This window comes from Isoptericola nanjingensis (genome assembly GCF_050311635.1).
Lineage (GTDB): Bacteria > Actinomycetota > Actinomycetes > Actinomycetales > Cellulomonadaceae > Isoptericola > Isoptericola nanjingensis.
Genome location: NZ_JBNOZL010000001.1, coordinates 133,482 through 159,126 on the forward strand (window position 1 = coordinate 133,482; position 25,645 = coordinate 159,126).

A 25,645-nucleotide genomic window follows, 5' to 3' on the forward strand; every position below is an offset into this window, starting at 1 on the left:
GGCGCGGGAGCCGGCGGAGCCTCGGGCGGCGTGGCGCCGGGCGGCGGGGTGGCACCGGACGGCGGGGCGAACGGGTCGGGCTGGGTCGTGGAGACCTCCGGGACGGCGGCGGGGCCGCGCCAGCATCGTGGCGCGGCCCCGCCGCTCGTGCCCCTGACCAGGGCGTCCGGTCCGTCAGGCCTCGACGACCACCGGCACGATCATCGGCCGACGGCGCAGGCGCCGGTTGACCCACTGCCCGATGACACGGCGCATCACCTGCTGCAGCTGGTAGGTGTCGGCGGCGCCGCCCGCGATCGCGTTCTCGAGCGCCGCCACGACGTCGGGCTGGATCTCCTCGAAGACCGCGTTGTCCTCCGCCATGCCGCGGGCGAGGATCTGCGGGCCGGCGATCACCTTGCCGGTCGCGGTGTCGACGACGGCGAAGACGGAGACGAAGCCCTCCTCGGACAGCGTCCGGCGGTCCTTGAGCTCGTTCTCCGTGACCGCGCCCACGGTCGAGCCGTCGACGAAGACGTAGCCGCAGGGCACCGCGCCCACGACGGACGCCTTGCCGTCCACGAGGTCGACGACGACGCCGTCCTCGGCGAGGATCACGCGGTCGGCCGGCACGCCCGTGCGGACGGCGAGCGCGCCGTTCGCCACCAGGTGGCGGACCTCGCCGTGCACCGGCATGACGTTCTTCGGCTTGAGCACGTTGTAGCAGTACAGGAGCTCGCCGGCGCTGGCGTGGCCGGACACGTGCACCTTCGCGTTGCCGGAGTGCACGACGCGGGCGCCGAGGCGGGTGAGCCCGTTGATGACCCGGAACACCGAGTTCTCGTTGCCCGGGATGAGCGACGACGCGAGGATCACGGTGTCGCCGTGGCCGACCTGCACCTTGTGGTCGCCGTTGGCCATGCGGCTCAGGGCGGCCATCGGCTCGCCCTGCGACCCGGTCGACATGTAGACGATGCGGTCGTCGGGCAGGCTCGCGGCCTGCTTGAGCTCGACGAGGACGCCCGGGGGGACGTCGAGGTAGCCGAGCTCCGCCGCGATGCCCATGTTGCGCACCATCGAGCGGCCGACGAGCGCGACCTTGCGGCCGTGCGCGTGCGCGGCGTTGAGGACCTGCTGCACGCGGTGCACGTGCGAGGAGAACGACGCGACGACGATCCGCTTCTCCGCCTGCGCGAAGGCGGCGTCCAGCGCCGGGCCGATCTCGACCTCGTTGGTGACGAAGCCGGGCACCTCGGCGTTGGTGGAGTCGACCATGAACAGGTCGACGCCCTTCTCGCCCAGCCGGGCGAACGCGCGCAGGTCGGTGATGCGGCCGTCGAGCGGCAGCTGGTCCATCTTGAAGTCGCCGGTGTGCAGCACCGTGCCGGCGCCGGTCGTGACGGCGACGGCGAGCGCGTCCGGGATCGAGTGGTTGACGGCGACGAACTCGCAGTCGAAGGGGCCGAACGCCTCGGTCTGGTCCTCCGCGACGACGCGCAGCACCGGCTTGATGCGGTGCTCCTTGAGCTTCGCCTCGACGAACGCGAGGGTGAGCCGCGAGCCGACGAGCGGGATGTCCCGGCGCAGCCGCAGCAGGTAGGGCACGGCGCCGATGTGGTCCTCGTGCCCGTGCGTCAGGACGATCGCCTCGATGTCGTCGAGACGGTCCTTGATGTAGTCGAAGTCCGGCAGGATCAGGTCCACGCCGGGCTGGTGGTCCTCGGGGAAGAGGACGCCGCAGTCGATGATCAGCAGGCGGCCCTCGTACTCGAGGACGGCCATGTTGCGGCCCACCTCGCCCAGGCCGCCGAGGGCCACGATGCGCAGCCCCTTCGACGGCAGGGCGGGGGGCAGGGGAAGTTCGGGGTGAGGGTGGCTCACGGGGCCTCCAGGCCGGTAGGTCTTACGGAAGTGTGGTGACGCCCGCACGGACGCCGTCGTTCAGGTAGCCCGCCGTCGCGAGGGCGTCGCGCAGCCGCGCGACGTCGTCCTCGGAGGCGGCCACGTTGGGCAGGCGCAGCTCGCGGTTGTCCACGAGACCGAGCGCCTCGATCGCGGCCTTGGCCATCGCGGCCTGCGCGCCGGCGCCGTTGAGCGCCTCGATGACGGGCACGGTGGGCAGGTAGGCCCGCAGGGCGCCGGCGGTGTCCCCGGCGTCCCACCGGCGCACGACCTCGGCGAACGCCCCGCCCACGACGTGCGCGGAGACGGACACGATACCGGCCCCGCCCATGGACAGGAACGGCAGCAGCAGGCTGTCGTCGCCCGAGTACCAGGCGAGGCCCGTCGCGGCCGCCAGCGGCGCGACGGACGACACGTCACCGGTGGCGTCCTTCGTGGCGACGACCTGCGGGTGCCGTGCGATGCGCTCGTAGGTCGACGCCGCGATCCGCACGCACGTGCGCCCCGGGACGTCGTACAGCATCACGGGCAGCTCGGTGGCGTCGGCGACGGTCGCGAAGTGCCGGTACAGACCCTCCTGCGACGGGCGCGAGTAGTAGGGCGAGACGACGAGCAGCCCGTGGGCGCCCGCCTCCGCCGCCTGCTCGGCCATGCGCACGGCGTGCACGGTGTCGTTGGAGCCGGCGCCCGCCAGCACGTACGCCCGGTCGCCGACGGCGTCCACGACGGCGCGCACGAGGTCCGCCTTCTCAGGGGCGTGCGTCGTCGGTGACTCGCCGGTGGTCCCCGACAGCACGAGCCCGTCGTTGCCGTCGTCCACCAGGCGCTTCGCCACCTTGACCGCCGCGTCCAGGTCCAGGTCGCCCGAGGGCGTCATGGGGGTCACCATCGCGGTGAGGACGGCGCCGAAAGGGCGCGCGGCGGCAGGGGCGAGCGTCATGAGGTCAACCGTACCGGGCGCGACCGTGCACGACGGACGGGACTCACCCGTCGAGCAGGCGCCCCAGCCGCGCCGCCAGGCCGGGGACGTCCGCCGCGTCGGCGTCGACCTCGACCGCGGCCGCCGTGCGGAGCACCTCGCGCAGGCCCGCCGCGTAGGCGCCCCGGGCGGCGTCGTCGAGGTCGGCACGGTGCGCCGCGCGTCCGGCAGCACGGTCGGCCGCCACCCGACGCGCGAGCGTCGCCGGCGCGACCCGCAGGATCACGTGGACGAACCGCGCGCCGCCGTCCGCGGCGGCGCGCGCGAACCGTGCGACCTGGTCGGGTCGCGCGACGAGCTGCGGGACGACGACGTGGGCGCCGGCCCGGAGGTGCGAGCGCGCCATGTCGAGGGCGAGGCGTCGGGCGGGCTCCGCCGCCCGGGCGGGGTCGCCGGAGATCAGCGTGCGCACCACGTCCACGTCGAGGACGAGCGCGCCTGGCCGCCCGGCCGCGAGCGCCCCGGCGACGGTCGACTTCCCGGCGCCCGGCAGCCCGTTGAGCAGCAGCAGCGTCACCGCGCCCTCGCCCCGCCCGTCGCCCATCCGTCGATCGTAGAGAACGTCGTCGGGAACGTCGTCGGGAACGTCGTCGGGAACGTCGTCGGGAGCGTCGCGGGGAACCGGCCGCGGGCGAGGTCTGCCGTTCCCCGTGTCGAGCGGACCGCGCGCTGTGCATACTCGGGGCATGAGCTCGCTGTCGCCCGCGCTCGTCGCCCACCTGCCGACCGGCATGCTCGCCGACGGTCACTGGACCGCGGCCTCGGGCGGGCGGACGTTCGAGGTCACCGACCCCGCCACGGGCGAGGTGCTGTTCGACGTCGCCGACGCCTCCCCGGAGGACGGCCGGCGCGCGCTCGCCTCCGCCGCCGACGCCGCGCCCGCGTGGCGCGCCGTCGCGCCGCGCGAGCGGTCCGAGCTGCTGCGGGCCGTGTACGAGCGGCTCGTCGCGCGCAGCGACGCCGTCGCGTCCCTCATCACCGCCGAGTGCGGCAAGCCCCTGGCCGAGGCCCGTGCCGAGGTCGCGTACGGCGCCGACTTCCTGCGCTGGTACGCCGAGCAGGCGGTCCGGGCCGAGGGCCTGGTGCGCACCGCCCCCGCCGGCGCGAACCGGCAGCTCGTGCACCGGCGGCCGGTCGGCCCGGCGCTGCTGATCACGCCGTGGAACTTCCCCATCGCGATGGCGACGCGCAAGATCGGCCCCGCGCTCGCGGCGGGCTGCACGATCGTGATCAAGCCGGCCCACCAGACCCCGCTCACCACGATGCTCGTCGCCGAGGTGATCCGGTCGGAGGCGGCCGAGCGCGGGCTGCCGCCCGGCATCGTGAACGTCGTGCCCACGGCGGGCTCGGGGGACCTCGTGGCTCCGCTGCTCGCCGACGACCGGCTGCGCAAGCTGTCCTTCACCGGATCCACCGCCGTCGGGCGCACGCTGCTGAAACAGTCTGCCGACCAGGTGCTGCGCACGTCGATGGAGCTCGGCGGCAACGCGCCGTTCGTGGTCTTCGCCGACGCCGACCTCGACGCCGCCGTCGACGGCGCGACGGTCGCGAAGCTCCGCAACGCCGGCCAGTCGTGCGTCGCGGCCAACCGGTTCCTCGTGCACGACTCCGTCGCCCGCGAGTTCGCGCGGCGGCTCGCCGACCGGTTCGCGGCCCTGCGCGTCGGGCGCGGCGACGTGGACGGCGTCGACCTCGGCCCGCTCATCGACGCCCCGGCCGTCGAGAAGGTGACCGCGCTCGTCGACGACGCCACGGACCGCGGCGCGCAGGTGCTCACGGGCGGCGGGCGCCCCGACGGCCCCGGCACGTTCTTCGAGCCCACCGTGCTCGCCGGCGTCGACCGGGACGCGCGGGCCGTGCGCGAGGAGATCTTCGGCCCGGTGGCGCCCGTCGTCGGCTTCGCCGACGACGACGAGGCCTTCGCCCTCGCGAACGACACGGAGTACGGGCTCGCCGCGTACGCCTACACGACGTCCCTGGAGCGGGCCCTGCGTGTCGGGGCGGAGATCGACGCCGGGATGATCGGGATCAACCGCGGCATGGTCTCCGACGCGAGCGCCCCGTTCGGCGGCATGAAGCAGTCCGGCCTGGGCCGGGAGGGCGGCGAGGCGGGTCTCGAGGAGTACCTCGAGACGGTGTACGTGGCGCTCTGAGCCCCGGATTTTTTCTCGCCCGGGACGCGCCGTGATTTCCTACCGGCGTGACACGTGGACAGGGGCACGACCCGGCGGTGCGGTCCGCCGTCCGCCAGGGGGCGAGCGTGGCGGTGGCCACCGGCCTGTACGGCATCTCGTTCGGGGCGCTGTCGGTCGTGGCGGGCGTCAGCGTGCCCCAGACGATGGCGCTGAGCCTGCTGCTCTTCTCCGGCGGGTCGCAGTTCGCCCTCATCGGGGTCGTCGCCGCGGGCGGCTCCCCCGTCGCCGCGATCGCCACGTCGACCCTGCTGGGGGTGCGCAACACGCTGTATGGCGCCGTCGTCGCGCCGCTGCTCGAGGTGCGCGGCTGGCGACGCCTCGCCGCGGCACAGCTCACGATCGACGAGTCGACCGCGGTGGCCGTCGGCCAGCGGGAGCGCGCCGCCACCCGGGCCGGGTTCTGGGTCACCGGGATCGGCGTGTTCGTGCTGTGGAACGCGTTCACGCTGCTGGGCGCCCTCGCCGGCGACGCGCTGGGCGACCCGCGCGCCTGGGGGCTCGACGCCGCAGCCGGGGCCGCGTTCCTCGCCCTCGTGTGGCCGCGCCTGGCCGCCCGGCGCGCGCAGGTCGTCGCGGCGCTCGCCGTCGTCGTCACCGCCGCGCTGATCCCCGTCGTCCCTGCGGGCGTGCCCGTCCTCGCCGCCGCGGCGGTCGCGATCGTCGTGGGCGTGGTCGCGACGCCGAGCACGCCGGACGACCGGAAGGAGGCCGCATGACCACCACCGCGCTGTGGGTGGCCGTCCTCGCCGCCTCGCTGCTCAGCTTCGGGCTCAAGCTCGCCGGCCATCTCATCCCCGAGCACTGGCTCGCGACGGAGCGCGTGCAGCGCACGTCGACCCTCGTGACCGTGGCGCTGCTCGTCTCGCTCGTGGTCGTGCAGACCTTCGCGGACGGGCAGGCGCTCGTCGTCGACGCCCGGGTGCCCGCGCTCGCCGTCGCGGCGATCGCCCTCGCCCTGCGCGCCCCGTTCATCCTCGTGGTCGTGCTCGCGGCCGCCACCGCGGCGGGGCTGCGGGCGCTCGGCTGGGGCTGAGCGCCGCCCGCACTCACTAGGGTGGCCCGATGGCACTCTTCCGCGAGACGGCCGACGTCTCGGTCCGCCCGGCGGTCCCCGGCGACGAGGACGCGGTCACGCGCGTCCAGGTGTCGGCGTGGCGCGCGACGCACGAGGTGGCGCTGGGCGACGGCGTCGTCGACGCGCTCGACACCGACACCATGCGCGAGCGATGGGCGCGGGCGATCACCGCTCCCCCGGGCCCCGGCTTCGCCGTGCTCGTCGCCCTGGACGGGCCGGAGATCGTCGGCTTCGCGGCCGTGGGACCTGGCCAGCTCGTAGCGCTCGAGGTGGAGCCCCGGCACCAGCGCGGCGGCCACGGCTCGCGGCTGCTGTCCGCCGCGGTCGACCGGCTCCGCACCGACGGTGCCGAGCAGGTCGTCACCTGGGTGCTCGACGACGACTCCGCGCGCGAGCGCTTCCTCTCCTCGGCAGGCCTCGGGCCGGACGGCACGTCCCGCACCCTCGCGACCGGCGTGCGCGACGTCGTCGAGCGGCGCTGGTCCGCCGCCATCTGAGCCGGGCCCCACTTTCCCTACCGCGCGGTAGGTTTCTTGCTACGCTGCAGGGGTTGCCCGTCGCCGACCCCAGGAGCGCCCCCGTGACCCTCGACCCGACCGTGCCCGCCGCCGTGCCCACCACCGTGCCCACCACAGCGGCGGACGGCACCCCCGAGCACCCCGCCCACCCGTTCGACGTCGAGCGCGTGCTCGCCCGGCTGACGCTCGAGGAGAAGGCCTCGCTGCTCTCCGGCGTCGACTTCTGGCACACGCAGCCGGTCGAGCGCGACGGCGAGACGCTGGTCCCGTCCGTGATGGTCACCGACGGCCCGCACGGCCTGCGCAAGCAGGACGAGAACGCGGACCACCTCGGCCTCGGCAACAGCGTGCCCGCCACCTGCTTCCCGACGGCCGCCGCGCTCGGGTCGAGCTGGGACGCCGACCTGCTGCACCGGGTCGGCGAGGCCCTCGGCCGGGAGACCCGGGCGAACGACGTCGCGGTCCTCCTCGGCCCGGGCGTGAACATCAAGCGGTCGCCGCTGTGCGGGCGCAACTTCGAGTACTTCTCCGAGGACCCGGTGGTGGCCGGCGAGCTCGCGACGGCTCTCGTCGAGGGCATCCAGTCGCTCGGCGTCGGCACGTCGCTCAAGCACTTCGCCGCCAACAACCAGGAGGCGGACCGGATGCGGGTGTCCGCCGACGTCGACGAGCGCACGCTGCGGGAGATCTACCTGCCCGCCTTCGAGCGCGTCGTCACCAGGGCACAGCCCTGGACCGTCATGTGCGCCTACAACAAGGTGAACGACGTCTACGCCTCGCAGCACGACTGGCTGCTCACGACGGTGCTGCGCGACGAGTGGGGCTTCGAGGGCCTCGTCGTGTCCGACTGGGGCGCGGTGCGCGACCGCGTCGCCGGCGTCGCCGCCGGACTCGACCTGGAGATGCCGTCGTCCGGCGGGCGCACCGACGCCGAGGTCGTCGCCGCGGTGCGCGACGGCGAGCTCGACGAGGCCCTGGTCGACGCGGCCGCCCGCCGCGTCCTGCACCTCGTCGCCCGGTCGCTGCCGGCGGCCGAGGCGCCCGGGTCGTTCGACGTCGACGCCCACCACGCGCTCGCCCGCGAGGCCGCGGCCGCGGGCACCGTGCTGCTCAAGAACGCCCCGGTCGACGGCGCACCCCTCCTCCCCCTGGCGCCCGGCGCCCTCGCGGGCGTCGCCGTCGTCGGCGAGCTCGCCCGGACCCCGCGCTACCAGGGCGCCGGGTCCTCGCAGGTCAACCCGACCCGCCTCGACGACGCGCTGACCGCGCTGAGGGCGGCCGCCGGCGCCGACCTCCCGTTCGCCGCGGGGTACACGCTGGCCGAGGGTCCGGCCGACGACCGCTCGCCCGACGCCCTGGTCGCCGAGGCCGTCGAGGCGGCGCGCGGCGCGCGCACCGTGCTGGTGTTCCTCGGCCTTCCCGCCGCGTACGAGTCGGAGGGCTACGACCGCGACCACCTGGACCTGCCCGCCGACCAGGTCGCGCTGCTGCGCGCCGTCGCGGCGGCGAACCCGCGGGTCGTCGTCGCGCTCGCCGGCGGTTCCGCGATCTCGGTGGCCCCGTGGCAGGACGTCGCCCCCGCGCTGCTCACCGGCTGGCTGGGCGGCCAGGCCGGCGGCTCCGCCGTCGCCGACGTGCTCACGGGCGCCGTCGCGCCGTCGGGCCGGCTCACCGAGACCCTGCCGCTGCGCCTCGAGGACACCCCGGCCTTCGGGAACTTCCCCGGCGAGCTCGGCCACGTCCGCTACGGCGAGGGCGTGCTGGTGGGCTACCGCTGGTACGACGCCCGCCAGGTCGACGTCGCGTACCCGTTCGGGCACGGCCTGTCGTACACGACGTTCGCCTACGACGACGCGGCGGCGGAGGTCACCGGCTCCGGCGCCGACGCCCAGGTGCGCGTCGCCGTGCGCGTGACCAACACCGGCCCCGTCGCCGGGTCCGAGGTCGTCCAGGTGTACGTGGGCGACCCGCAGGCCCAGGTGCATCGGCCCGAGCGCGAGCTCAAGGCGTTCGCCAAGGTGCACCTCGAGCCGGGCGAGTCGCGGGTCGTGACGTTCGGCCTCGACGCCCGCGACCTGTCGTACTGGCACCCCGTGCTGCGCCGCTGGGTGCTGGAGGGCGGCGAGTTCCGCGTCGCCGTGGGCGCGTCGTCCCGCGACCTGCGCGCCGAGCTGGTGGTCGACGTCGTCGGAGAGGACGTCACCCTCCCGCTGCACGAGCTGTCGACGCTCGGCGAGGCGCTCGAGCACCCGGTGGCCGGGCCCGTGGTGCGCGGCGCCCTGGACGGCACGCCGGTCGACCCGGGCCTGCTGGCCATGGCCACGGACATGCCGCTCGCGGTCATCGCCGACTTCGGCCTGGCAGGGTTCGACCGCGGCACCCTCGCCCAGCTCGTGGCGGCCGCGAACGCCTGACCGCCGCACGTCGTGGGCGCTCGTCCGGCGCTACCCGGACCGCCGGTCACGCCGGACGAGCGCCCACACCATCAGGCCGGGTCGACGACGATCAGGTCGAGGTAGGCCCGCAGGTCCGCCGCCATGTCCACGCGCTGCGCGCGCGGATCGTCCAGCGAGTAGAGCCACTGGATCTGCAGCCCGTCCATGATCGCGACGATGGTGCGCGCCGCGACCTCGGGGTCCACGCCCGGGGCGAGCCGCCCCTCCGCCGCCAGGCGCTCCAGCTCGACCCGGCTGCGGCGCACGGTCGACGGGTACCGCTCGGAGAAGTACTCGTGGGCGGGATGGTCGGGCGACGTGGCCTCGGCCGCCAGCCCGGCGAAGACCTCGACGACCGGCCGCCGCAGCGCGTTGCGCTGCACCAGGCGCACCAGCGCGTCGAACATGCTCCGGCCCTGCTCGAGATCCCGGTCGAAGTCGGCGAAGTCGATCTCGTCGCGATGCTCCAGCACCGCCTCCAGCAGCGCCGCCTTGGTCGGGAAGTGGTGCAGCAGGCCCGGGTGCGAGATGCCCACCCGCGACGCGATCTCGCGCAGCGAGGCCCCGTGGTAGCCGACCTCTCCGAACATGCCGATCGCCGCCTGCAGGATCTCCTCGCGCTTGGCCCGGCCCTTGGCGTACCCCCGGCGGGGCGCGGCCTCGTCCTCGATCGTCGTGTCGCTCACGTCGATCATTCTCCCCTCGATTCCCCCGCGCGTCCGACGGGTCGATCCGCCCCACCAGGACTCTTGGCACCAATACCTACCATGCGGTAGCCTCACTTTCCGACCAGGCGGTAGGCATTGGTCGAGCGCGGGTCCGACGGCGGGCCCGGCAGAGAATCAGGAGTCGTCCATGGCAGACGTTCAGGCCCCCGCACCGGCCGGCCAGTCCCCCGCGTCCCCGACCCACGTCCCGGAGGACGGCCGCGCCGCCGCCGGCACCGGGACGGTCGTCGCCTACGTCCTCGCGTTCTTCGCGCTGTACATCGCGGTGCTCACCCCCGTGGTCAGCACGCTGGCGCTCAAGGTCGACGCCCTGTCCACGCCCGAGACCCGCGCCACCAACCTCGCGCTCGTCACCGGCGTCGGGGCCTTCTTCGCCTTCGTCGCCAACCCCGTCGCCGGCGCCCTGTCCGACCGCACGACGTCGCGGCTCGGCATGCGGCGGCCCTGGCTGCTGTGGGGCGTGCTGCTCGGCGCCGTCGGCCTCCTGCTCATCGCGTTCGCGCCGGCGATCTGGATGGTCGTGATCGGGTGGGCCGTCACGCAGGCCGCGATGAACGGCACCCAGGCCGCGCTCCAGGCGCTGCTGCCCGACCAGGTCGCCGAGACCCAGCGCGCCCGCGTCTCCAGCCTGCTCGGCATGGCCCAGCAGCTCGCCCCTCTGGTCGGCATCGCGCTCGCCTTCGGGTTCACCGCCGCCGGGGCGAGCGAGATCTGGATCTTCCTCGTCCCCACGTTCCTGGCCGTCGTCGGCGTGCTCGCCCTCGTGGCCGTCCTCAAGGACCGCCACCTCGACCGGGCCGACGTCGCCCCGTTCCGCCTCGGCGCGTTCCTCAAGGGCTTCTGGGTCTCCCCGCGACGGCACCCCGACTTCGCGTGGACCTTCCTCGGCCGCTTCCTCATGCTGTTCGGCTTCGCGCTCTACAACACCTACCAGCTGTACTTCCTCATCGACCGGTTCGGCTTCGACAACGCCACGGCGCTGAGCTGGCAGCTGCGGCTCATGGTCGTGCAGGCCGTCGTCATGGTGGTGGCGTCCCTCGTGGGCGGCGTGCTGTCCGACCGCACGGGCCGCCGCAAGGTCTTCGTCGTCGTCGCCACCCTGCTGGCCGGCGCCGGCCTCCTCACGTTCGCGCTCGTGCAGGGCCCGAGCATGCTCTACCTGGGGGCGTCCCTGTTCGGCGCCGGCCTCGGCGCCTACTTCGCCGTCGACCTCGCGCTCGTCACCGACGTGCTGCCGAACGCCGAGACCGAGGCCGCGAAGAACATGGGCGTCTTCAACATCGCCAACGCGCTGCCGCAGTCCGTGGCCCCGGCTCTCGCCCCCGCGTTCCTCGCCATCGGCGCCGGCGGCAGCAACTACACCGCCCTGTTCGCCATCTCCGCGGTCATCGTCGCCCTCGGCGCCGTGGCCACCCTGTTCATCCGAGGAGCCCGCTGATGACCGCACCGACCGGCACCGCCGACGCACCCGTCCCCGCCCACGCCCCGTACCGCGACGCGTCGCGCCCCGTCGCCGAGCGCGTGGCCGACCTGCTCGCCCGCATGACGCTCGAGGAGAAGGCCGGCCAGCTCTTCCAGACCATGATCGAGGTGGGCGAGGGCGGCGCGCTGTCCGAGGGCCCGTCCGCGATGGGCGTGCCCGCCACCACCGACATGGTGGTGAAGCGCCAGATGACGCACTTCAACGTGCTCATGGCGCCGCCCACGGCCCGCGAGTTCGCGCTCTGGCACAACCGGCTCCAGGAGCTCGCGGCGTCCACCCGCCTCGGCATCCCCGTGACGGTGTCCACCGACCCGCGGCACGCGTTCACCGACAACCCCGGCACCGCGCTGCTGTCCGGGCCGTTCTCCCAGTGGCCGGAGACGCTCGGCCTCGCCGCCACCCGCGACGAGCGCCTGGTCGAGGAGCACGCCGACGCCGCGCGCCGCGAGTACCTGGCCGTCGGCATCCGCACGGCCCTGCACCCGCAGGTCGACCTCGCCACCGAGCCCCGCTGGTCCCGCGCGAACGGCACGTTCGGCGAGGACGCCGAGCTCACCGGCCGGATGGGCAGCGCGTACGTGCGCGGCTTCCAGGCCACCGGCGACGTCGCCCGCGCAGCCGGCCTGCCCGGCACGTTCGGCGCGCGCTCCGTCTCGACCATGACCAAGCACTTCCCCGGCGGCGGGCCGCAGCAGGACGGCGAGGACCCGCACTTCGCCTACGGCCGCGAGCAGGTGTACCCCGGCGGGCGCTTCGCCGAGCACCTGGAGCCGTTCACGGCGCTGCTGGCCGCGGGGACGCGGCAGATGATGCCGTACTACGGCATGCCGGTGGGCCTCGAGGCGGACCTCGGCGACGGGCCCGAGGCCGTCGAGCAGGTCGGGTTCGGCTTCAACCGGCAGATCCTCACGCGCCTGCTGCGCGACGAGCTCGGCTTCGACGGCGTCGTGTGCACCGACTGGGGCCTGGTGTCCGACGCCGAGATCCTCGGCCAGCCGTTCCCGGCCCGCGCCTGGGGCGTCGAGCACCTCGCTCCGGTCGACCGGCTGGAGAGGATCCTCGCGGCCGGCGCCGACCAGCTCGGCGGCGAGGCGTGCCCCGAGCTCGTCGTGGAGCTGGTCCGCGCGGGTCGGGTCACCGAGGCACGGGTCGACGAGTCCGTCGCCCGCCTGCTGCGGGAGAAGTTCGAGCTGGGCCTGTTCGACGGCGCCCGCTACGCCGACGCCGACGCCGCGGCGTCCGTCGTCGGGCACCCGGACCTCGTGGCCGCGGGGCGGCGCGCCCAGTCGCGGTCCGTGACCCCGCTGGCGTCCGCGGCCGACGGCGCGGCCCGCCTCCCGCTGGCCCGCGGCCTCCGCGTGTTCGTGGAGGGTGCCGCCGACGTCGTCGACGGGCTCGAGGGCGCGACCCTGGTCGCCACCCCCGCCGAGGCCGACGTCGCGCTGGTGCGCCTCAAGGCGCCGTACGACGACCGCGGGCCCGGCTTCGAGGGCTTCTTCCACGCCGGCTCGCTCGACTTCCCCGCGGAGGTCGTCGCGCACGTGGCCGAGATCGCCGCGCAGGTGCCGACCGTCGTCGACGTCTACCTCGACCGGCCCGCGATCCTCGCCCCCGTGCTCGAGGCGCTGGGCGACCGCGGGTCGCTGGTCGCGAACTTCGGGGCCTCCACCCCGGCGCTGCTCGACGCCCTCACCGGTGTCGTCCCCGCCGAGGGCCGCCTCCCGTTCGACCTGCCCCGGTCGACGGCCGCCGTGGAGGCGTCCCGCGAGGACGTGGCGTTCGACACCGCCGACCCGCTGTTCCGGTTCGGCCACGGCCTGGCGCTCTGACCGGTGGTGGGCGCCCGCCGCGCCCGGCGACCGCCGATGGGAGGATGAGGCGGTGACGTCCTCCTCCCCGGCCCCCGCCCGCACCGTCCGGGACGCCGCGGCAGGGATCGCCGTCCTCGGCGTCGCCAACTTCGTCGCCATCACCACCGAGGTGCTGCCGGTGGGCCTGCTGCCGCAGGTCGCGCGCGGCGTCGGCGTGAGCGAGTCGACGGCAGGCCTGCTGGTCACGGTCTACGCGTTCGTGGTCGCCGCCTGCGCGGTGCCGCTGACGATCGCCACCCGGTCGCTCGCCCGCAAGCCTCTGCTGCTCGCGACGCTCGCCACGTACGCGGCGAGCAACCTGCTGGTGGCCGTCGCGCCGTCGTACGCCGTGGTCGCGGGCGCGCGCGTGCTCGGCGGGCTGGGGCACGCGGTGTTCTTCTCCGTGTCGATCGCGTACGCCGCGCGCCTCGTCAGCCCCCTGTACACCGGCCGTGCCCTCACCCTCGTGACCGCCGGCGGCACCCTCGGCTTCGTGCTCGGCGTGCCGCTGTCGACGTCGCTCGGGGCCGCGGTGGGCTGGCGCTGGTCGTTCGGCGTGCTCGCCGCCGTCTGCACGGTGACCGCCCTGCTGGTGGCGCGCCTGCTGCCGTCGGTCGCCGTCGAGCCCTCCGCCCCGCGCGACGCCGCGGCCGCCCGCCGCGGGCGCGCCCGCCTCGGACTCGTGGTCGGCACGAACACCGTGCTCTTCGGAGGCCAGTACACCGTGTACACGTACATCTCCGTGCTGCTGCTGGCCGCCGGGCTGTCGGAGGCCGCCGTCGGGCCGGTGCTGCTGGTGTTCGGCGCGCTCGGGCTGGTCGGGCTCTGGGCCGCGGCCCGCTACCTCGACCACAGCCCCCGCGCCCTGACGATCGCGTCCATGGCCGCGATCGCCGTGGCCCTCGTCGCCGTCGCGCTCGCGCTGCCGGGCGCCGTCGGCGTGCTGGTCGCGGCGGGCGTCTGGCTCGCCGCGTTCGGCGCCATCCCCGCCACGTTCCAGGCCGCGGCACTGCGCACCCAGGGCGCCACGCCCGACATCGCCGGGGCGTTCGTCAACGCGACCTCGAACTTCGGCATCGGGCTCGGCGCGGCCGTGGGCGCGGTGGTGGTCGCCGGTCCCGGGCCGCGCGCCCTGGCGCTGACCGGGGCCGCGATCGTCGCCGTCGCGCTCGTGGCGGTGCTCGTCGCCCGCCAGGCGTTCCCGCGCCACGCGACGTCGTAGGCGTCGGCAGGCCCGGGCGAGTCGTTCCGACGATCCGTTCCCGGGTCGTCACGACGCCGTGACGCGCCCGTAGCACCCGGGTGCGAGCGTGTCCCCATGAACCTGTCGGGGTCCCTGCCGGGAGCGCGGCGCGGCGGCAGCGCCGCGCCCCTCGTGACCGACTACTTCGCGGCGCCCACCGATGCCGTCGCGGCGACGGTGGTGCACCAGGAGGCGGGGCCGTCGGTCCTGGCGCGAGGCTCGGGCCGGCCGCTCTTCGACACCGTGCGGCTGCCGGCGGTGGAGCCGTTCGTGATGCTGGGACGCGTCGCGGAGGCGCTGTGCGCGCGGCCGTACGCGGAGGTCACGGCCCATCCGCGGCACGGCGTCCTCGTGGACGGCGCGGACGAGGGCCCCTGGGTGGTGGCCGTCTCGGACGAGCTCGCGGAGGCGCTGGCCGCCGCGGCCCCGGACCGGCTGCTCGACGTCGCACGCTCGTGGGCCACGGCGAGCGGCGGGAGCCTGCCCGCCGCCGACCGGCTCGCGCCCGCCCTGGTCGCGCTGGGCGGGCTCGCCGACCGCGCACGCCAGGTGCGCCACGGGCTGTACTGCTGGGCGCAGCTCACGCCGTGGGGCCCGCCGGCCGTCGGGACCGCGGCCGGCGGCCCGGTCAGGACGTCGCGCCCGGCCTGAACATCGACGACGCCTTGCGCAGGGTCTCGCGCGCCCGACGGCGGTCGCCCGCCGCGTCGTAGGCGAACGCCAGGTGATACCAGACCTTCCAGTCGTCCGGGTCCTGCTCCGCCGCGGCCCGGCGCTCCTCGAAGGCGGCGTCCGCGGCCGCGCGGTCCACCCGTCCACCGGGCGAGCGCGGCAGGTCGTCCACCGGCAGCTCGCCCGCGGCCGCGAGCACGTCGGCCATGTGCTGCACCCGCGTCGCGAGGCGGTACTCGCGCGCGATGAGCACGATGACGAGCAGCGGGATGACCAGCACGGCCAGGCCGATCGCGATCAGCACCGGCTCGCCGGTGCCGATCATCGACACGCCGCGCCCGGCGATCTGCCAGACGTACAACGCGAGCAGCGCGGTGACGGCGACCGCCCCCGCGAGCCCCCGCGGCAGCCGCCGGCGCGGCGCGTCGCTCACGACAGGTCCAGCACGTTCTCGAGGCCCACGGTCAGCCCGGGCCGCGAGACGACCTCGCGCACCGCCAGCAGCACGCCGGGCATGAACGACACCCGGTCGAACGAGTCCTGCCGGATCACGAGCTGCTCGCCGACGTTCCCGAACAGGATCTCCTCGTGCGCCACGAGGCCCCGCAGCCGGACGGCGTGCACGCGCACCCCGTCGACGTCGGCGCCGCGCGCCTCGACGCCCGTCTCGGTGGCGTCCGGCATCGGGGCCAGGCCGGCCTCGGACCGCGCGCGGGCGATCGCCGCGGCGGTGTGCCGCGCCGTGCCCGACGGGGCGTCGACCTTGTCGGGGTGGTGCAGCTCGACCACCTCGGCCGACTCGAAGTACCGCGCCGCCTTGGCCGCGAACGTCATCGCCAGCACGGCCGACAGGCCGAAGTTCGGCGCGATGAGCACGCCCAGCCCGTCCTGTCCGGCCCGCGCGGAGTTGACGCGCTCCAGGTGCTCCGTGACCCGGCCGCGCGAGGCGTCGTCCCACCCGGTCGTCCCGACGACGGCGTGCGCGCCGGCGTCGAGCACCGCGTGCACGTTCGCCTCCGTGGCGGCCGGCACCGTGAAGTCGATCGCCACGTCGGCGCCGGCCAGGGCGTCGGCGTCGACCGCGTCGCCGGCGTCGAGGCGCGCGACCAGCTCGAGGTCCGCCGCCTCCTCGACCGCCCGGGACACGGTGGCGCCCATCCGCCCGGCCGCTCCGAGCACGGCCACCTTGATGCTCTTGGTCATGGGTGAGTCTCCGATCTCGTTCTTCATGTCGTCGGGACCGGTCTCAGTCGCCGAACGGACCGACGCGCACGACGGACCGCGGCCGCGCGGCCAGGTCGGCGGCGAGCTCGCGGACGTCGTCGACGGTCACGGCACGGACCCGCTCGAGGGACTCCTCCAGGGTCAGCAGCTCGCCGTACACCAGCTCGGCCTTGCCCAGCCGGCTCATGCGCGACCCGGAGTCCTCCAGGCCGAGCACGAGGCCGCCCGAGAGCTGCCCGATGCTGCGCTCCAGCTCGGCGTCCGTGATGGGCTCGGTCGCCATCCGCTCCAGCTCGGCGACGAGCAGCTCGGTGACCTGGTCGACCTTCGCGGGCGAGCAGCCGGCGTACAGGCCGAACGTGCCGAGCCCGCCGTGACCGGAGGCGAACGAGTACGTGGTGTACGCCAGTCCGCGGCGCTCGCGCACCTCCTGGAAGAGGCGCGACGACATGCCGCCGCCCAGGACGGCGTTGAGCACGGACAGCGTGAAGCGGCGGTCGTCGGTGGCTGCGAGGCCCGTGGACCCCACGATGACGTTCGCCTGCTCCACCTGGCGCCGCACGGTGAGCTCGACGCCCTCCGTCGGGACGCCGACGGGGTCGGCGGCGGTCGGCCGCCGGTCGCGCGGGGCCGCCCCGGCGGCCAGGTCCCAGCCGCCGGTGATCAGCGCGTCCGTCACCTGCCCGACGAGGGCGTCGTGGTCGACGCCGCCCGCGGCGGAGACCACCAGGGTCTCGGGCCGGTAGTGCCAGCGGTAGTGCTCCCAGACGGCGTCGCGCGGCACGGCCCGGATCGTGTCCGGGGTGCCGCCGATCGGCCGGCCGAGCGGGTGCGTGCCGAGCACGGCCGCGGAGAACTCCTCGTGCACGACGTCGCCCGGGTCGTCGTCGTTCATCGCGAGCTCTTCGAGGATCACGCCGCGCTCGGTCTCGAGCTCGCCCTCGTCGAGGCGCGCCGAGGTGACCATGTCGGCGATGACGTCGACCGCCATCGGCAGGTCGGCGTCGAGCACGCGGGCGTAGTAGCAGGTGTGCTCCTTGCCCGTGGCCGCGTTGGCCTCGCCGCCGACGGCGTCGAAGGCCTCGGCGATGTCCATCGCCGAGCGGCGGGGCGTGCCCTTGAACAGCAGGTGCTCGAGGAAGTGCGTGGAGCCGAAGTGGCCGTCGGTCTCGTCGCGGGAGCCGACGCCGACCCAGGCGCCCACCGTGGCCGAGCGCAGGCCCGGCATCGACTCGGTGAGCACACGAACACCGCCGGGCAGGTCGGCACCGGGCTCGCCCGCGGGGACGAGCGGAAGGTGCCAGGACATCAGAGCGTCAGGCCTCCGCGGGGGCGTCGGCGGCGGGCTCGTCGGCCTTCTCGTCCTCGGTCACCGCGACGAGCGAGAGCTTGCCGCGCGGGTCGATCTCGCCGATCTCGACCTGGACCTTCTGGCCCACGGACAGCACGTCGTCGACGTTCTCGACGCGCTTGCCGCCCACGAGCTTGCGGATCTGGCTGATGTGCAGCAGACCGTCCTTGCCCGGCGAGAGGGAGATGAACGCGCCGAACGACGTCGTCTTGACGACGGTGCCGACGAAGCGCTCGCCCACCTCGGGGACGTGCGGGTTGGCGATCGCGTTGATCGCCGCGCGGGCGGCCTCGGCCGAGGGGCCGTCGGTGGCGCCGATGTAGACGGTGCCGTCGTCCTCGATGGAGATGTCCGCGCCCGTCTCCTCCTGGATCTGGTTGATCATCTTGCCCTTGGGCCCGATGACCTCGCCGATCTTGTCGACCGGCACCTTCACGGAGATGACGCGCGGGGCGTTCGGGGACATCTCGTCGGGCACGTCGATCGCCTCGGCGAGCACCTCGAGGATGGTCAGGCGCGCATCGCGGGCCTGGGTCAGCGCGCCGGCCAGGACCGACGCCGGGATGCCGTCGAGCTTGGTGTCGAGCTGGATGGCCGTGACGAACTCGCTGGTGCCGGCGACCTTGAAGTCCATGTCGCCGAACGCGTCCTCCGCGCCCAGGATGTCGGTCAGGGCCGCGTAGCGGGTCTCACCGTCGACCGTGTCGGAGATGAGGCCCATGGCGATGCCCGCGACCGGCGCCTTCAGCGGCACACCCGCGTTGAGCAGCGACAGCGTCGAGGCGCAGACGGAGCCCATCGAGGTGGAGCCGTTCGACCCCAGCGCCTCGGACACCTGGCGGATCGCGTAGGGGAACTCCTCGCGCGACGGCAGCACGGGCACGAGGGCACGCTCGGCCAGCGCGCCGTGGCCGATCTCGCGGCGCTTCGGGCTGCCGACGCGGCCCGTCTCACCGGTGGAGAACGGCGGGAAGTTGTAGTTGTGCATGTAGCGCTTGCGCGTGACCGGCCCGAGCGAGTCGATCTGCTGCTCCATGCGCAGCATGTTCAGTGTGGTGACGCCCAGGATCTGGGTCTCGCCGCGCTCGAACAGGGCGGAGCCGTGCACGCGCGGGATGACCTCGACCTCGGCCGACAGGGTGCGGATGTCCGCGAGCCCACGACCGTCGATGCGCACACCGTCGGTGAGGACGCGCTGGCGGATGAGCTTCTTCTGCAGGGCGCGGTACGCGGCCGACAGCTCCTTCTCGCGGCCCTCGAAGCGCTCGCCGAGCGCGCCGAGCAGGCCCTCCTTGAGCTCGTCCAGACGGTTCTCGCGGTCCTGCTTGTCCGCGATCGCGAGCGCGTCGCGCAGCGTCGTGGAGACCTCGTCCTCGACGGCGGCGAACGCGTCGTCCTGGTAGTCGAGGAAGACCGGGTAGTCCTTGACCTCCTTGGCCGCCTGGGCGGCGAGCGAGGCCTGCGCCTCGCAGAGGGCCTTGAGGAACGGCTTCGACGCCTCGATGCCCTGGGCGACGACCTCCTCGGTCGGCGCGGCGACGCCCTCGGTCTTGATGAGCTTCCAGGCGTCGTCGGTCGCCTCGGCCTCGATCATCGCGATGGCGACGTCGTCGCCCACGATGCGGCCGGCCACGACCATGTTGAAGACGGCGCGCTCGAGGTCCGAGTACTTCGGGAACGCGACCCACTGGCCGTCGATCAACGCGACGCGCACGCCCGCGACCGGGCCGGAGAACGGCAGGCCGGAGATCTGCGTGGACGCCGACGCGGCGTTGATCGCCAGGACGTCGTAGGCGTCGTCGGGGTGGATGGCCAGGACGTCGATGACGACCTGGACCTCGTTGCGCAGGCCCTTGACGAACAGCGGGCGCAGCGGGCGGTCGATGAGGCGGCAGGCCAGGATCGCCTCCGTCGAGGGGCGGCCCTCGCGGCGGAAGAACGAGCCGGGGATCTTGCCGGCGGCGTACTGCCGCTCCTCGACGTCCACCGTCAGCGGGAAGAAGTCGAACTGGTCCTTGGGGTGCTTGCCGGCCGTCGTGGCCGACAGCAGCATCGTCTCGCCGTCCAGGTACGCGGCGACGGAGCCGGCGGCCTGGCGGGCGAGGCGGCCCGTCTCGAAGCGGACGGTGCGGGTGCCGAAGCGGCCGTTGTCGATGACGGCCTCGGCGAACTGGATCTCGGGACCCTCCACGGGTGCCCTCCTTGATCTCGAGGGCGCCGCCGCGGCTCGGCGGTCTTCGATCGAGGCCCACGGAGCCGGGCCCGGCCGCGGGGCCGGACGGTTCGGGGGGCCACTACCGAGGACCGGACGAGGATCCGGCGGCGCGATGGTGGTTATGACAGGGACATCACACCAGACCAGCCCGGCCCCCGCGAGGGTGACCGGGCTGGCAGGCGGAGTCAGCGGCGCAGACCGAGGCGCTGGATCAGCGCGCGGTAACGCTCGATGTCGATCTTCTGCAGGTAGGCCTGCAGGCGGCGGCGCTGGCCGACGAGGAGCAGCAGGCCACGACGCGAGTGGTGGTCGTGCTTGTGCTCCTTGAGGTGCTCGTTCAGGTCGTTGATGCGCTGCGTGAGGAGCGCGATCTGCACCTCGGGCGAGCCGGTGTCGCCCTCGTGAGTGGCGTACTCGGTGATGATGGACTGCTTGGTGGCAGCGTCGAGCGGCATGGCTCTCCTTCGGTGTCGTTGCGCGGTGCTCCGGGACTCGTTCACCGGGGCGCTCTGGATCCGCGGCCGTTCGTACGGCCCCACCATGCTACCAGCGCGCCGCCCGCCGGATCCCGGCGGGCGGCGCGACGTGTGCCACGACACAACGACGAGCGGCTCAGTCCCCGTCGTGCCCCGCCGGGAGCCCGCCGACCTGGCGGAACGTCGTGCCGTCGTCGAGGGCCAGGACGCCGGCGAAGCGGAGCAGGTCGCCGATCGTCGTGATCATCTTCCCGCCGTCGATCCGCACCCCCTGCGCCGGGGTCCAGCCCACGGAGAGGTACGAGGCGTCGTCGGCCCGGAGCAGGTAGACGAAGGTCTCGCACAGGATCCGGCTGCCGACGTCCCCGAGGAAGTTGCCGTTCCCCTGGATCTCCGCCTCCTTGAGCACGTAGTACCACAGCGGCGTCCCGTCCAGCGCCGACAGGGCGTCCTTGACGTCCTGGGACGCACCCCGGGTGAGCTGCTCGGGGGTCAGGGCCGGCACGTGCAGCGCCTCCGCCACCGCCTCGCCGGTGGGCAGGGACAGCCAGTACCCGCGCAGCAGGTTCCGCTGCGCGAGCTGCTTGAGCAGGGCGCTGACCCCCGGGGCCAGGCCCGGGTCGTTGCCCTCCTTGAGCATCGTCGCCAGGCCGTTGGCGAGGAACGGGTCGATCTTCGCCGCCGAGCGCCGGCGGTCCGGGTCGCCCTTGTCGACGAACCGGGCCCAGTCGATCGGCCAGTTCGACGGGAGCACCTCGCCGGGAGGCGCGCCCGTGGGCACGAGGCCTCCGCCGCCGGTGAACTCGAACAGCTGCACCAGGCTCCCGAACGCGGCCCGCGGCGGCGCGGCCGGCGGGGCGACCTTCCCGAAGTTGAGGTTGTAGTCGTAGCCGCCCCGCACCATCGAGTGCCCGAAACGGAAGGCCGCGACCGCGAACTCGAGCGGCATCGCGATCTTGCGGCGGGGCCGGAACAGCAGGGAGGGCTCCACGAGCACCTCGTCGAGCACCCCCGGCTTGGTCAGCGTGCGCAGGTAGTCGTGCACGACCAGCCACTGGTAGTGGTGCTGCGTGAGCTGCTGGGCGCGGTCGAAGACCGCCCGCTCGTCCACCGTGAGCCACGGCTCGGTGCGGCGGACCCACTCGACGACGGCGTTGTGGAACCGGATGAACCCGAGGTGGAGCTGGGCCACGACGAGGTTCTCGTCGTTGCGCCCGTCCGGGATCTTCGCGGACCCGGGGGCCGGTCGGTCGCTTTCGGGGACGTCGAGCTCCGCGATCTCCTCGGACGAGAACCGCGGCAGGTCGCGCTGCGGGTCGTCGCCCGGGGGGACCAGCTCGAACCCCGGGATCGGGGTCGTCGCCACGCGGCCGAGCGCGAGCTTGGTCGGGTCGGTCGTGGCGTACGCGGCCTCGCTGCGGGTTGTCCTCCGACCGGGCTCGCCCGGGAACCGCGGTCCGCTGCCGTACAGGCTGTCGAGGTTGAGGAACGGGTGCCGGCCGTTGTGCAGGCTGCGGACCACGACCTCGGGCGGGAACGCCGTGAACGGGTCGGACACGATGTCGCCCAGCACCAGGTCGCCGGGTCGCGGCCGCTCCCCCGCCCCTGGCGGGCCGTCGGGCCCGTTGGTGTTGAGGGTGATGTCGTGGTCGATGAACTGACCCCAGTAGGTGTAGATCGCGGGGACCGTGGAGTCCAGGGCCGGGTTCGGCGGACCTGCCGGCTCGATCATCCCCGCGCCGAGCTTCTTCAGCGCCGCGACGACCGCGTCCACGGTCGGTCCACCGATCGGCCCCTCGGGCGGGTCGTCGCCGTCGCCGACCGGCAGGTGAGCGGCGGGGAAGCGCCCGCGCAGGCCGCGGAAGAGGTAGTCGAACGACGTCGTCGCCTCGAAGCGGTCCTCGACGATGTCGCGCAGGACGGCGAGCTCCGTCTCGTGCAGCAGGGGTGCGGGCGACGACCCCGGGTCGGGATCGGGTCGCGGACGGGGTCGAGGGCGCGGGCGGACCTGGCCGCCGTGGCGCACGCTGCGCACCGTCCGGCCGACCGGGTCCGAGTGGAGGTCGTGCCCGGGCTCGGGCGCTTCCTGCTCGATGGCTTGCTGAGCCGCCATGGCTCTGCCCCTCTCGGGAGAAGCGGGCGCCGGGCGCCGCCCGACGCGGGGCGAGTCCCGGGCCGCCGCCGCTCAGGGAGGGAGACGGCCCGGGACAGCGCGCTGCGACGCGGCCACCGCAGTGGATCAGGGAGTGCGATGGCACGCCGCGACGGGTCCGCGGTACCACCGCGGCCCACGGACCGGGCACGCCCGCTCCGTCACGCCAGGAGAGAGGGCCGCCGACCGCGCCCGTGACCGGTCACGCGCGCTTTCACCCGCTCCCGCGTCGCGGGAGGCGTCAGCGCAGGATCGCAGCGCGGGATCTCAGCGCAGGATGTCGCGTGCCCGCGCGACGTCGGCGTGCATCTGCTCGATGAGAGGCTCGACGCCGTCGAACCGCAGCGTGGGACGGAGCCGCTCCACGAGCTCCAGCACGACCGTCTCCCCGTACAGGTCCAGGTCGTCGCGGCCGAGCACGTAGGCCTCGACGCGACGCTCCACGCCGTCGAACGTCGGGTTGGTGCCCACGGAGATGGCCGCGGGCAGGTCGGCGTCGGGGTTGCCCGGGTCCTCCTGCGCGAGCTGCGGCCGCAGCAGCCGGCCCGCGTACACGCCGTCGGCGGGGACCATGCCCTCGGCGTGCCCGAGGTTCGCCGTCGGGAAGCCGAGCTCGCGCCCGCGCGCGTCCCCGTGGACCACGGTGCCGCGCACGCGGTGGGGCCGGCCGAGCACCTCGGCGGCCTGGGCCACGTCACCCTCCGCCAGCAGCGCCCGCGCGGCCGACGACGACCAGCGCTCGCGCGCCCCGGCGCTGCCGGGCGCGCACTCGCCGACGTCGTCCACGGCCACGACCTCGAAGCCGTGGGTGCCGCCGAGCTCCACCATCGTGGCCAGCGTGCCGGCGTTGCCCTTGCCGAAGCGGACGTCGTGCCCGACGACGACGGAGCGCGCGCCCAGGCCGTCCACCAGGTAGCGGGTGACGAACTCCTCCGGCGTCTGCGCGGCGAGATCGAGCGTGTACGGCACGACCAGCACGGCGTCGAGGCCCGCACGGGCCAGGAGGTCGAGCCGGTCGCGCAGCCCCGTCAGCAGCTCGGGGGCCGTCTCCGGACGGTGCACCTGGGCCGGGTGCGGGTCGAAGGTGAGAGCCACCGCGAGGCGGTCGTCGGCGCGGGCCAGGTCCACGAGGCGCCCCAGCACGGCCTGGTGGCCGCGGTGGACGCCGTCGAAGTTGCCGATCGTGACGACCGACGGGCCGAAGCCGCCGGGGACCTGGTCCAGGTCCGTGAACACCTGCACGCGTCGCGCTCCGTCTCGTCGAGGTCGGCTGCCGGCGCCCCCTGCGGGCACCGACCGTCAAGAATAGACCGACGATCCCGCACCGGACGGACGCGCGCCCCGCTCATCGCGGCAGCACCGCCGCGGCGGCGGCGAGGTACCGCTCGGGGTCGAAGTCGTCGAGCATCGCCCGCTGCATGAGGAACCCCTGGCCCAGGCCCAGCATCACGGGCAGCAGGAGCTCGGCCGCGGCGTCCGGGCCGTCGGGGGCGAGGTCGGGCCGCGTGGCGTACCAGGTGCGCAGCGCGCCGCGGAGGACGCCCTTGAGCGTCGACACGACCTCCTGGACGACGTCGTGGATCACCTCGTCGACGGTGGACTCCGCCCAGAGCTGCACGAGGAGGCGGCCGTCCTCGAGGTCCCGGCTCATGCCGCCCGCGAGGATGGTCAGCACCGTCAGCGGCGGGGGCGGCCCCCCGGTGCCCGAGGCGTCCTCGATCTCCGCCCCGCGCCGGGAGAGCACCTCCTCGGCGACGGCGGCGAAGAGGGCCTGCTTGCCGTCGTAGTGGCCGTAGATCGCCCCCGCGGACAGCCCCGACTCCGCGACGACGTCGGAGATGGAGGTGCGCTGGTATCCCTTGGCCGTGAACGCGCGGAGCGCCGCCGCCCGGATCTGCGCGCGTCGCGCCTCGCGGTGCGCGTCGGTCACACGTGGCATCGGACCCCTTCCCGAGGGCGGTGGCGGACGGTTGACAAGTCTAGGGACCGGCGCGCACTCTTGCGATAAAGAACAAACATTCGTTTTTTGAGATTCGCACCTCCGGGAGCCCACCATGTCGTCCACCTCGGACACCACCGCACCACCCGTCGAGCGCCCTGCGCCGCACACGCCGTGGGGCCGCGTCGTCGGCCTCGGCGTCGCGGTCGCCGCCGTCGTCGGCGTGCTCGTGCTCGCCTTCTCCTGGCCCGCCGTCACGGCCGAGCCGAAGGACCTCCCCGTGGCCGTCGCCGGCCCGCCGCAGGCCGTCGCCGGCGTGGGGGCCGCCCTCGACGAGGCGCAGCCCGGCGCCGTCGACCTCCTCCCGGTCGCGGACCGCGACGCGGCCGTCGCCGCGATCCAGGAGCGCGATGCCTACGGCGCGATCGTGCTCGGCGAGGCGCCCGAGGTGCTCACGGCCTCGGCGGCCGGCAGCGTCACGAACCAGCTCCTCACCGGGCTCGCGCCCCAGCTGCAGGCGGGTCTCGCGCAGCAGGCGGCCGCCGCCGGAGGTGACCCGGCCGCCGCCCCGTCCGTCACCGTGACCGACGTCGTCCCCCTGTCCCCGGACGACCCGCGCGGGACCGGCCTGACCGCGGCGATGTTCCCCCTGCTGCTGGGCGGGATGCTCGGCGGCATCACGATCTCCGTGCTGGTGGTGGGCGCCCTGCGCCGGGTGCTCGCCGTCGCCGTGTACGCGGCGGTGGGCGGGGGCGTCCTCGTGGCCGTGCTGCAGTCGTGGTTCGGGGTGCTGCAGGGCGACTGGTGGACGAACGCGGGGGCCGCGGCCCTCGCGCTCGCGGCCGTGGCCGCGCCGATCACCGGGTTCGTGGCGCTGCTCGGGCGGGCCGGGATCGCGGTCGGCGCGGTGACGATGATGCTCGTCGCCAACCCGATCTCCGGCGCCACCATGCCGCCGGAGTTCCTCCCGTGGCACTGGGGCGAGATCGGCCAGTGGTTCCCGCCGGGTGCGGGCGCCACCCTGCTGCGCGACCTGTCGTACTTCCCGTCGGCGGACGCCGCGCCCGCCTGGCTCGCCCTCGGCCTCTGGGCCGCGGCGGGGGTGCTCCTGTCGCTGGTGGGCCACCTGCGCACCGCCGGCGGCGTCGAGCCCGACGCCGAGGCCGCGCGCGACGAGGCGCTGGAGCGCGCCGCGCGCCACGGCGAGCCGGCGCTCCACGCCTGACGGA

The 25,645-nt window shown here is 74.6% G+C and carries 22 protein-coding genes; 10 read left to right on the forward strand and 12 right to left on the reverse strand.

Features of this window, described 5'->3' with window-relative positions; all coding sequences use genetic code 11:
• Nucleotides 1-174: 174 nt before the first annotated feature.
• Genes ACQP6G_RS00605 through ACQP6G_RS00615 form a run of 3 tightly spaced genes read right to left on the reverse strand, consistent with a single transcriptional unit; the run spans nt 175 to nt 3,404 of the window.
• Nucleotides 175-1,860, reverse strand: coding sequence for a ribonuclease J (locus ACQP6G_RS00605; RefSeq protein ID WP_429762238.1), 1,686 nt, complete (start codon nt 1,858-1,860; stop codon nt 175-177).
• Nucleotides 1,861-1,882: 22 nt separating this feature from the next.
• Entirely contained in the window at nt 1,883-2,821 is a 939-nt protein-coding gene (dapA, locus tag ACQP6G_RS00610; protein ID WP_429762239.1) for a 4-hydroxy-tetrahydrodipicolinate synthase, read from the reverse strand.
• 43 nt (nt 2,822-2,864) lie between these two features.
• Nucleotides 2,865-3,404, reverse strand: a complete 540-nt coding sequence (locus tag ACQP6G_RS00615) for an AAA family ATPase (RefSeq protein ID WP_429762240.1) — start codon at nt 3,402-3,404, stop codon at nt 2,865-2,867.
• Between the two features lie 142 nt (nt 3,405-3,546).
• On the opposite strand from ACQP6G_RS00615, the gene ACQP6G_RS00620 reads away from it, so the two are divergent.
• The 5 genes from ACQP6G_RS00620 (at nt 3,547) to ACQP6G_RS00640 (ending at nt 9,062) form a co-directional block, all read left to right on the forward strand.
• Nucleotides 3,547-5,013 (forward strand): NAD-dependent succinate-semialdehyde dehydrogenase, encoded by a 1,467-nt coding sequence (locus ACQP6G_RS00620; RefSeq protein WP_429762241.1) that lies wholly within the window; start codon nt 3,547-3,549, stop codon nt 5,011-5,013.
• A 47-nt stretch (nt 5,014-5,060) separates the two neighbouring features.
• Nucleotides 5,061-5,771: an AzlC family ABC transporter permease gene (locus tag ACQP6G_RS00625; protein ID WP_429762242.1), complete on the forward strand. Its 711-nt coding sequence runs from the start codon at nt 5,061-5,063 to the stop codon at nt 5,769-5,771.
• Entirely contained in the window at nt 5,768-6,088 is a 321-nt protein-coding gene (locus tag ACQP6G_RS00630) for an AzlD domain-containing protein (RefSeq protein ID WP_429762243.1), read from the forward strand. Before ACQP6G_RS00625 ends, ACQP6G_RS00630 begins: the two co-directional genes overlap by 4 nt.
• A gap of 29 nt (nt 6,089-6,117) precedes the next feature.
• The gene (locus ACQP6G_RS00635; RefSeq protein ID WP_429762244.1) at nt 6,118-6,627 is read left to right on the forward strand and encodes a GNAT family N-acetyltransferase; all 510 of its coding nucleotides are present in this window, start codon (nt 6,118-6,120) and stop codon (nt 6,625-6,627) included.
• An 83-nt stretch (nt 6,628-6,710) separates the two neighbouring features.
• Nucleotides 6,711-9,062 (forward strand): aryl-beta-d-glycosidase, encoded by a 2,352-nt coding sequence (locus ACQP6G_RS00640; RefSeq protein WP_460624685.1) that lies wholly within the window; start codon nt 6,711-6,713, stop codon nt 9,060-9,062.
• 71 nt (nt 9,063-9,133) lie between these two features.
• On the opposite strand, the gene ACQP6G_RS00645 is transcribed toward ACQP6G_RS00640, so the two are convergent.
• Nucleotides 9,134-9,769 carry a TetR/AcrR family transcriptional regulator gene (locus tag ACQP6G_RS00645; RefSeq protein WP_429762245.1) on the reverse strand — a complete coding sequence of 212 codons (636 nt, stop codon included), beginning with the start codon at nt 9,767-9,769 and terminating at the stop codon, nt 9,134-9,136.
• 169 nt (nt 9,770-9,938) lie between these two features.
• On the opposite strand from ACQP6G_RS00645, the gene ACQP6G_RS00650 reads away from it, so the two are divergent.
• From ACQP6G_RS00650 to ACQP6G_RS00665, 4 genes are all read left to right on the forward strand, one after another.
• On the forward strand, nt 9,939-11,249 hold the full coding sequence (locus ACQP6G_RS00650; protein ID WP_429762246.1) for an MFS transporter: 1,311 nt from the start codon (nt 9,939-9,941) through the stop codon (nt 11,247-11,249).
• Entirely contained in the window at nt 11,249-13,123 is a 1,875-nt protein-coding gene (locus tag ACQP6G_RS00655; RefSeq protein WP_429762247.1) for a glycoside hydrolase family 3 protein, read from the forward strand. Before ACQP6G_RS00650 ends, ACQP6G_RS00655 begins: the two co-directional genes overlap by 1 nt.
• 52 nt (nt 13,124-13,175) lie before the next feature.
• Complete coding sequence (locus ACQP6G_RS00660; protein WP_429762248.1) at nt 13,176-14,366, forward strand: MFS transporter; 1,191 nt, start codon at nt 13,176-13,178, stop codon at nt 14,364-14,366.
• Nucleotides 14,367-14,462: 96 nt separating this feature from the next.
• Complete coding sequence (locus tag ACQP6G_RS00665; RefSeq protein WP_429762249.1) at nt 14,463-15,038, forward strand: hypothetical protein; 576 nt, start codon at nt 14,463-14,465, stop codon at nt 15,036-15,038.
• On the opposite strand, the gene ACQP6G_RS00670 is transcribed toward ACQP6G_RS00665, so the two are convergent.
• The 8 genes from ACQP6G_RS00670 to ACQP6G_RS00705 form a co-directional block, all read right to left on the reverse strand.
• Entirely contained in the window at nt 15,016-15,492 is a 477-nt protein-coding gene (locus ACQP6G_RS00670; RefSeq protein ID WP_429762250.1) for a tetratricopeptide repeat protein, read from the reverse strand. The genes ACQP6G_RS00665 and ACQP6G_RS00670 overlap by 23 nt on opposite strands.
• Nucleotides 15,489-16,262: a 4-hydroxy-tetrahydrodipicolinate reductase gene (gene dapB / locus ACQP6G_RS00675; RefSeq protein ID WP_429762251.1), complete on the reverse strand. Its 774-nt coding sequence runs from the start codon at nt 16,260-16,262 to the stop codon at nt 15,489-15,491. Before dapB ends, ACQP6G_RS00670 begins: the two co-directional genes overlap by 4 nt.
• 43 nt (nt 16,263-16,305) lie before the next feature.
• Complete coding sequence (locus tag ACQP6G_RS00680) at nt 16,306-17,592, reverse strand: M16 family metallopeptidase (protein ID WP_429762252.1); 1,287 nt, start codon at nt 17,590-17,592, stop codon at nt 16,306-16,308.
• A 7-nt stretch (nt 17,593-17,599) separates the two neighbouring features.
• Nucleotides 17,600-19,825, reverse strand: coding sequence for a polyribonucleotide nucleotidyltransferase (locus tag ACQP6G_RS00685; RefSeq protein ID WP_429762253.1), 2,226 nt, complete (start codon nt 19,823-19,825; stop codon nt 17,600-17,602).
• Nucleotides 19,826-20,034: 209 nt separating this feature from the next.
• On the reverse strand, nt 20,035-20,304 hold the full coding sequence (gene rpsO, locus ACQP6G_RS00690; RefSeq protein WP_429762254.1) for a 30S ribosomal protein S15: 270 nt from the start codon (nt 20,302-20,304) through the stop codon (nt 20,035-20,037).
• A 157-nt stretch (nt 20,305-20,461) separates the two neighbouring features.
• Nucleotides 20,462-22,438, reverse strand: coding sequence for a peroxidase family protein (locus ACQP6G_RS00695; protein ID WP_429762255.1), 1,977 nt, complete (start codon nt 22,436-22,438; stop codon nt 20,462-20,464).
• A gap of 306 nt (nt 22,439-22,744) precedes the next feature.
• Complete coding sequence (locus ACQP6G_RS00700; RefSeq protein WP_429762256.1) at nt 22,745-23,719, reverse strand: bifunctional riboflavin kinase/FAD synthetase; 975 nt, start codon at nt 23,717-23,719, stop codon at nt 22,745-22,747.
• A gap of 103 nt (nt 23,720-23,822) precedes the next feature.
• Nucleotides 23,823-24,416: a TetR/AcrR family transcriptional regulator gene (locus ACQP6G_RS00705; RefSeq protein ID WP_429762257.1), complete on the reverse strand. Its 594-nt coding sequence runs from the start codon at nt 24,414-24,416 to the stop codon at nt 23,823-23,825.
• Nucleotides 24,417-24,531: 115 nt separating this feature from the next.
• Here ACQP6G_RS00705 and ACQP6G_RS00710 point away from each other — a divergent pair, with 115 nt between their 5' ends.
• A complete protein-coding gene (locus tag ACQP6G_RS00710; RefSeq protein WP_429762258.1) occupies nt 24,532-25,641 on the forward strand; it encodes a hypothetical protein in 1,110 nt (369 codons plus the stop codon).
• Nucleotides 25,642-25,645: the final 4 nt, after the last annotated feature.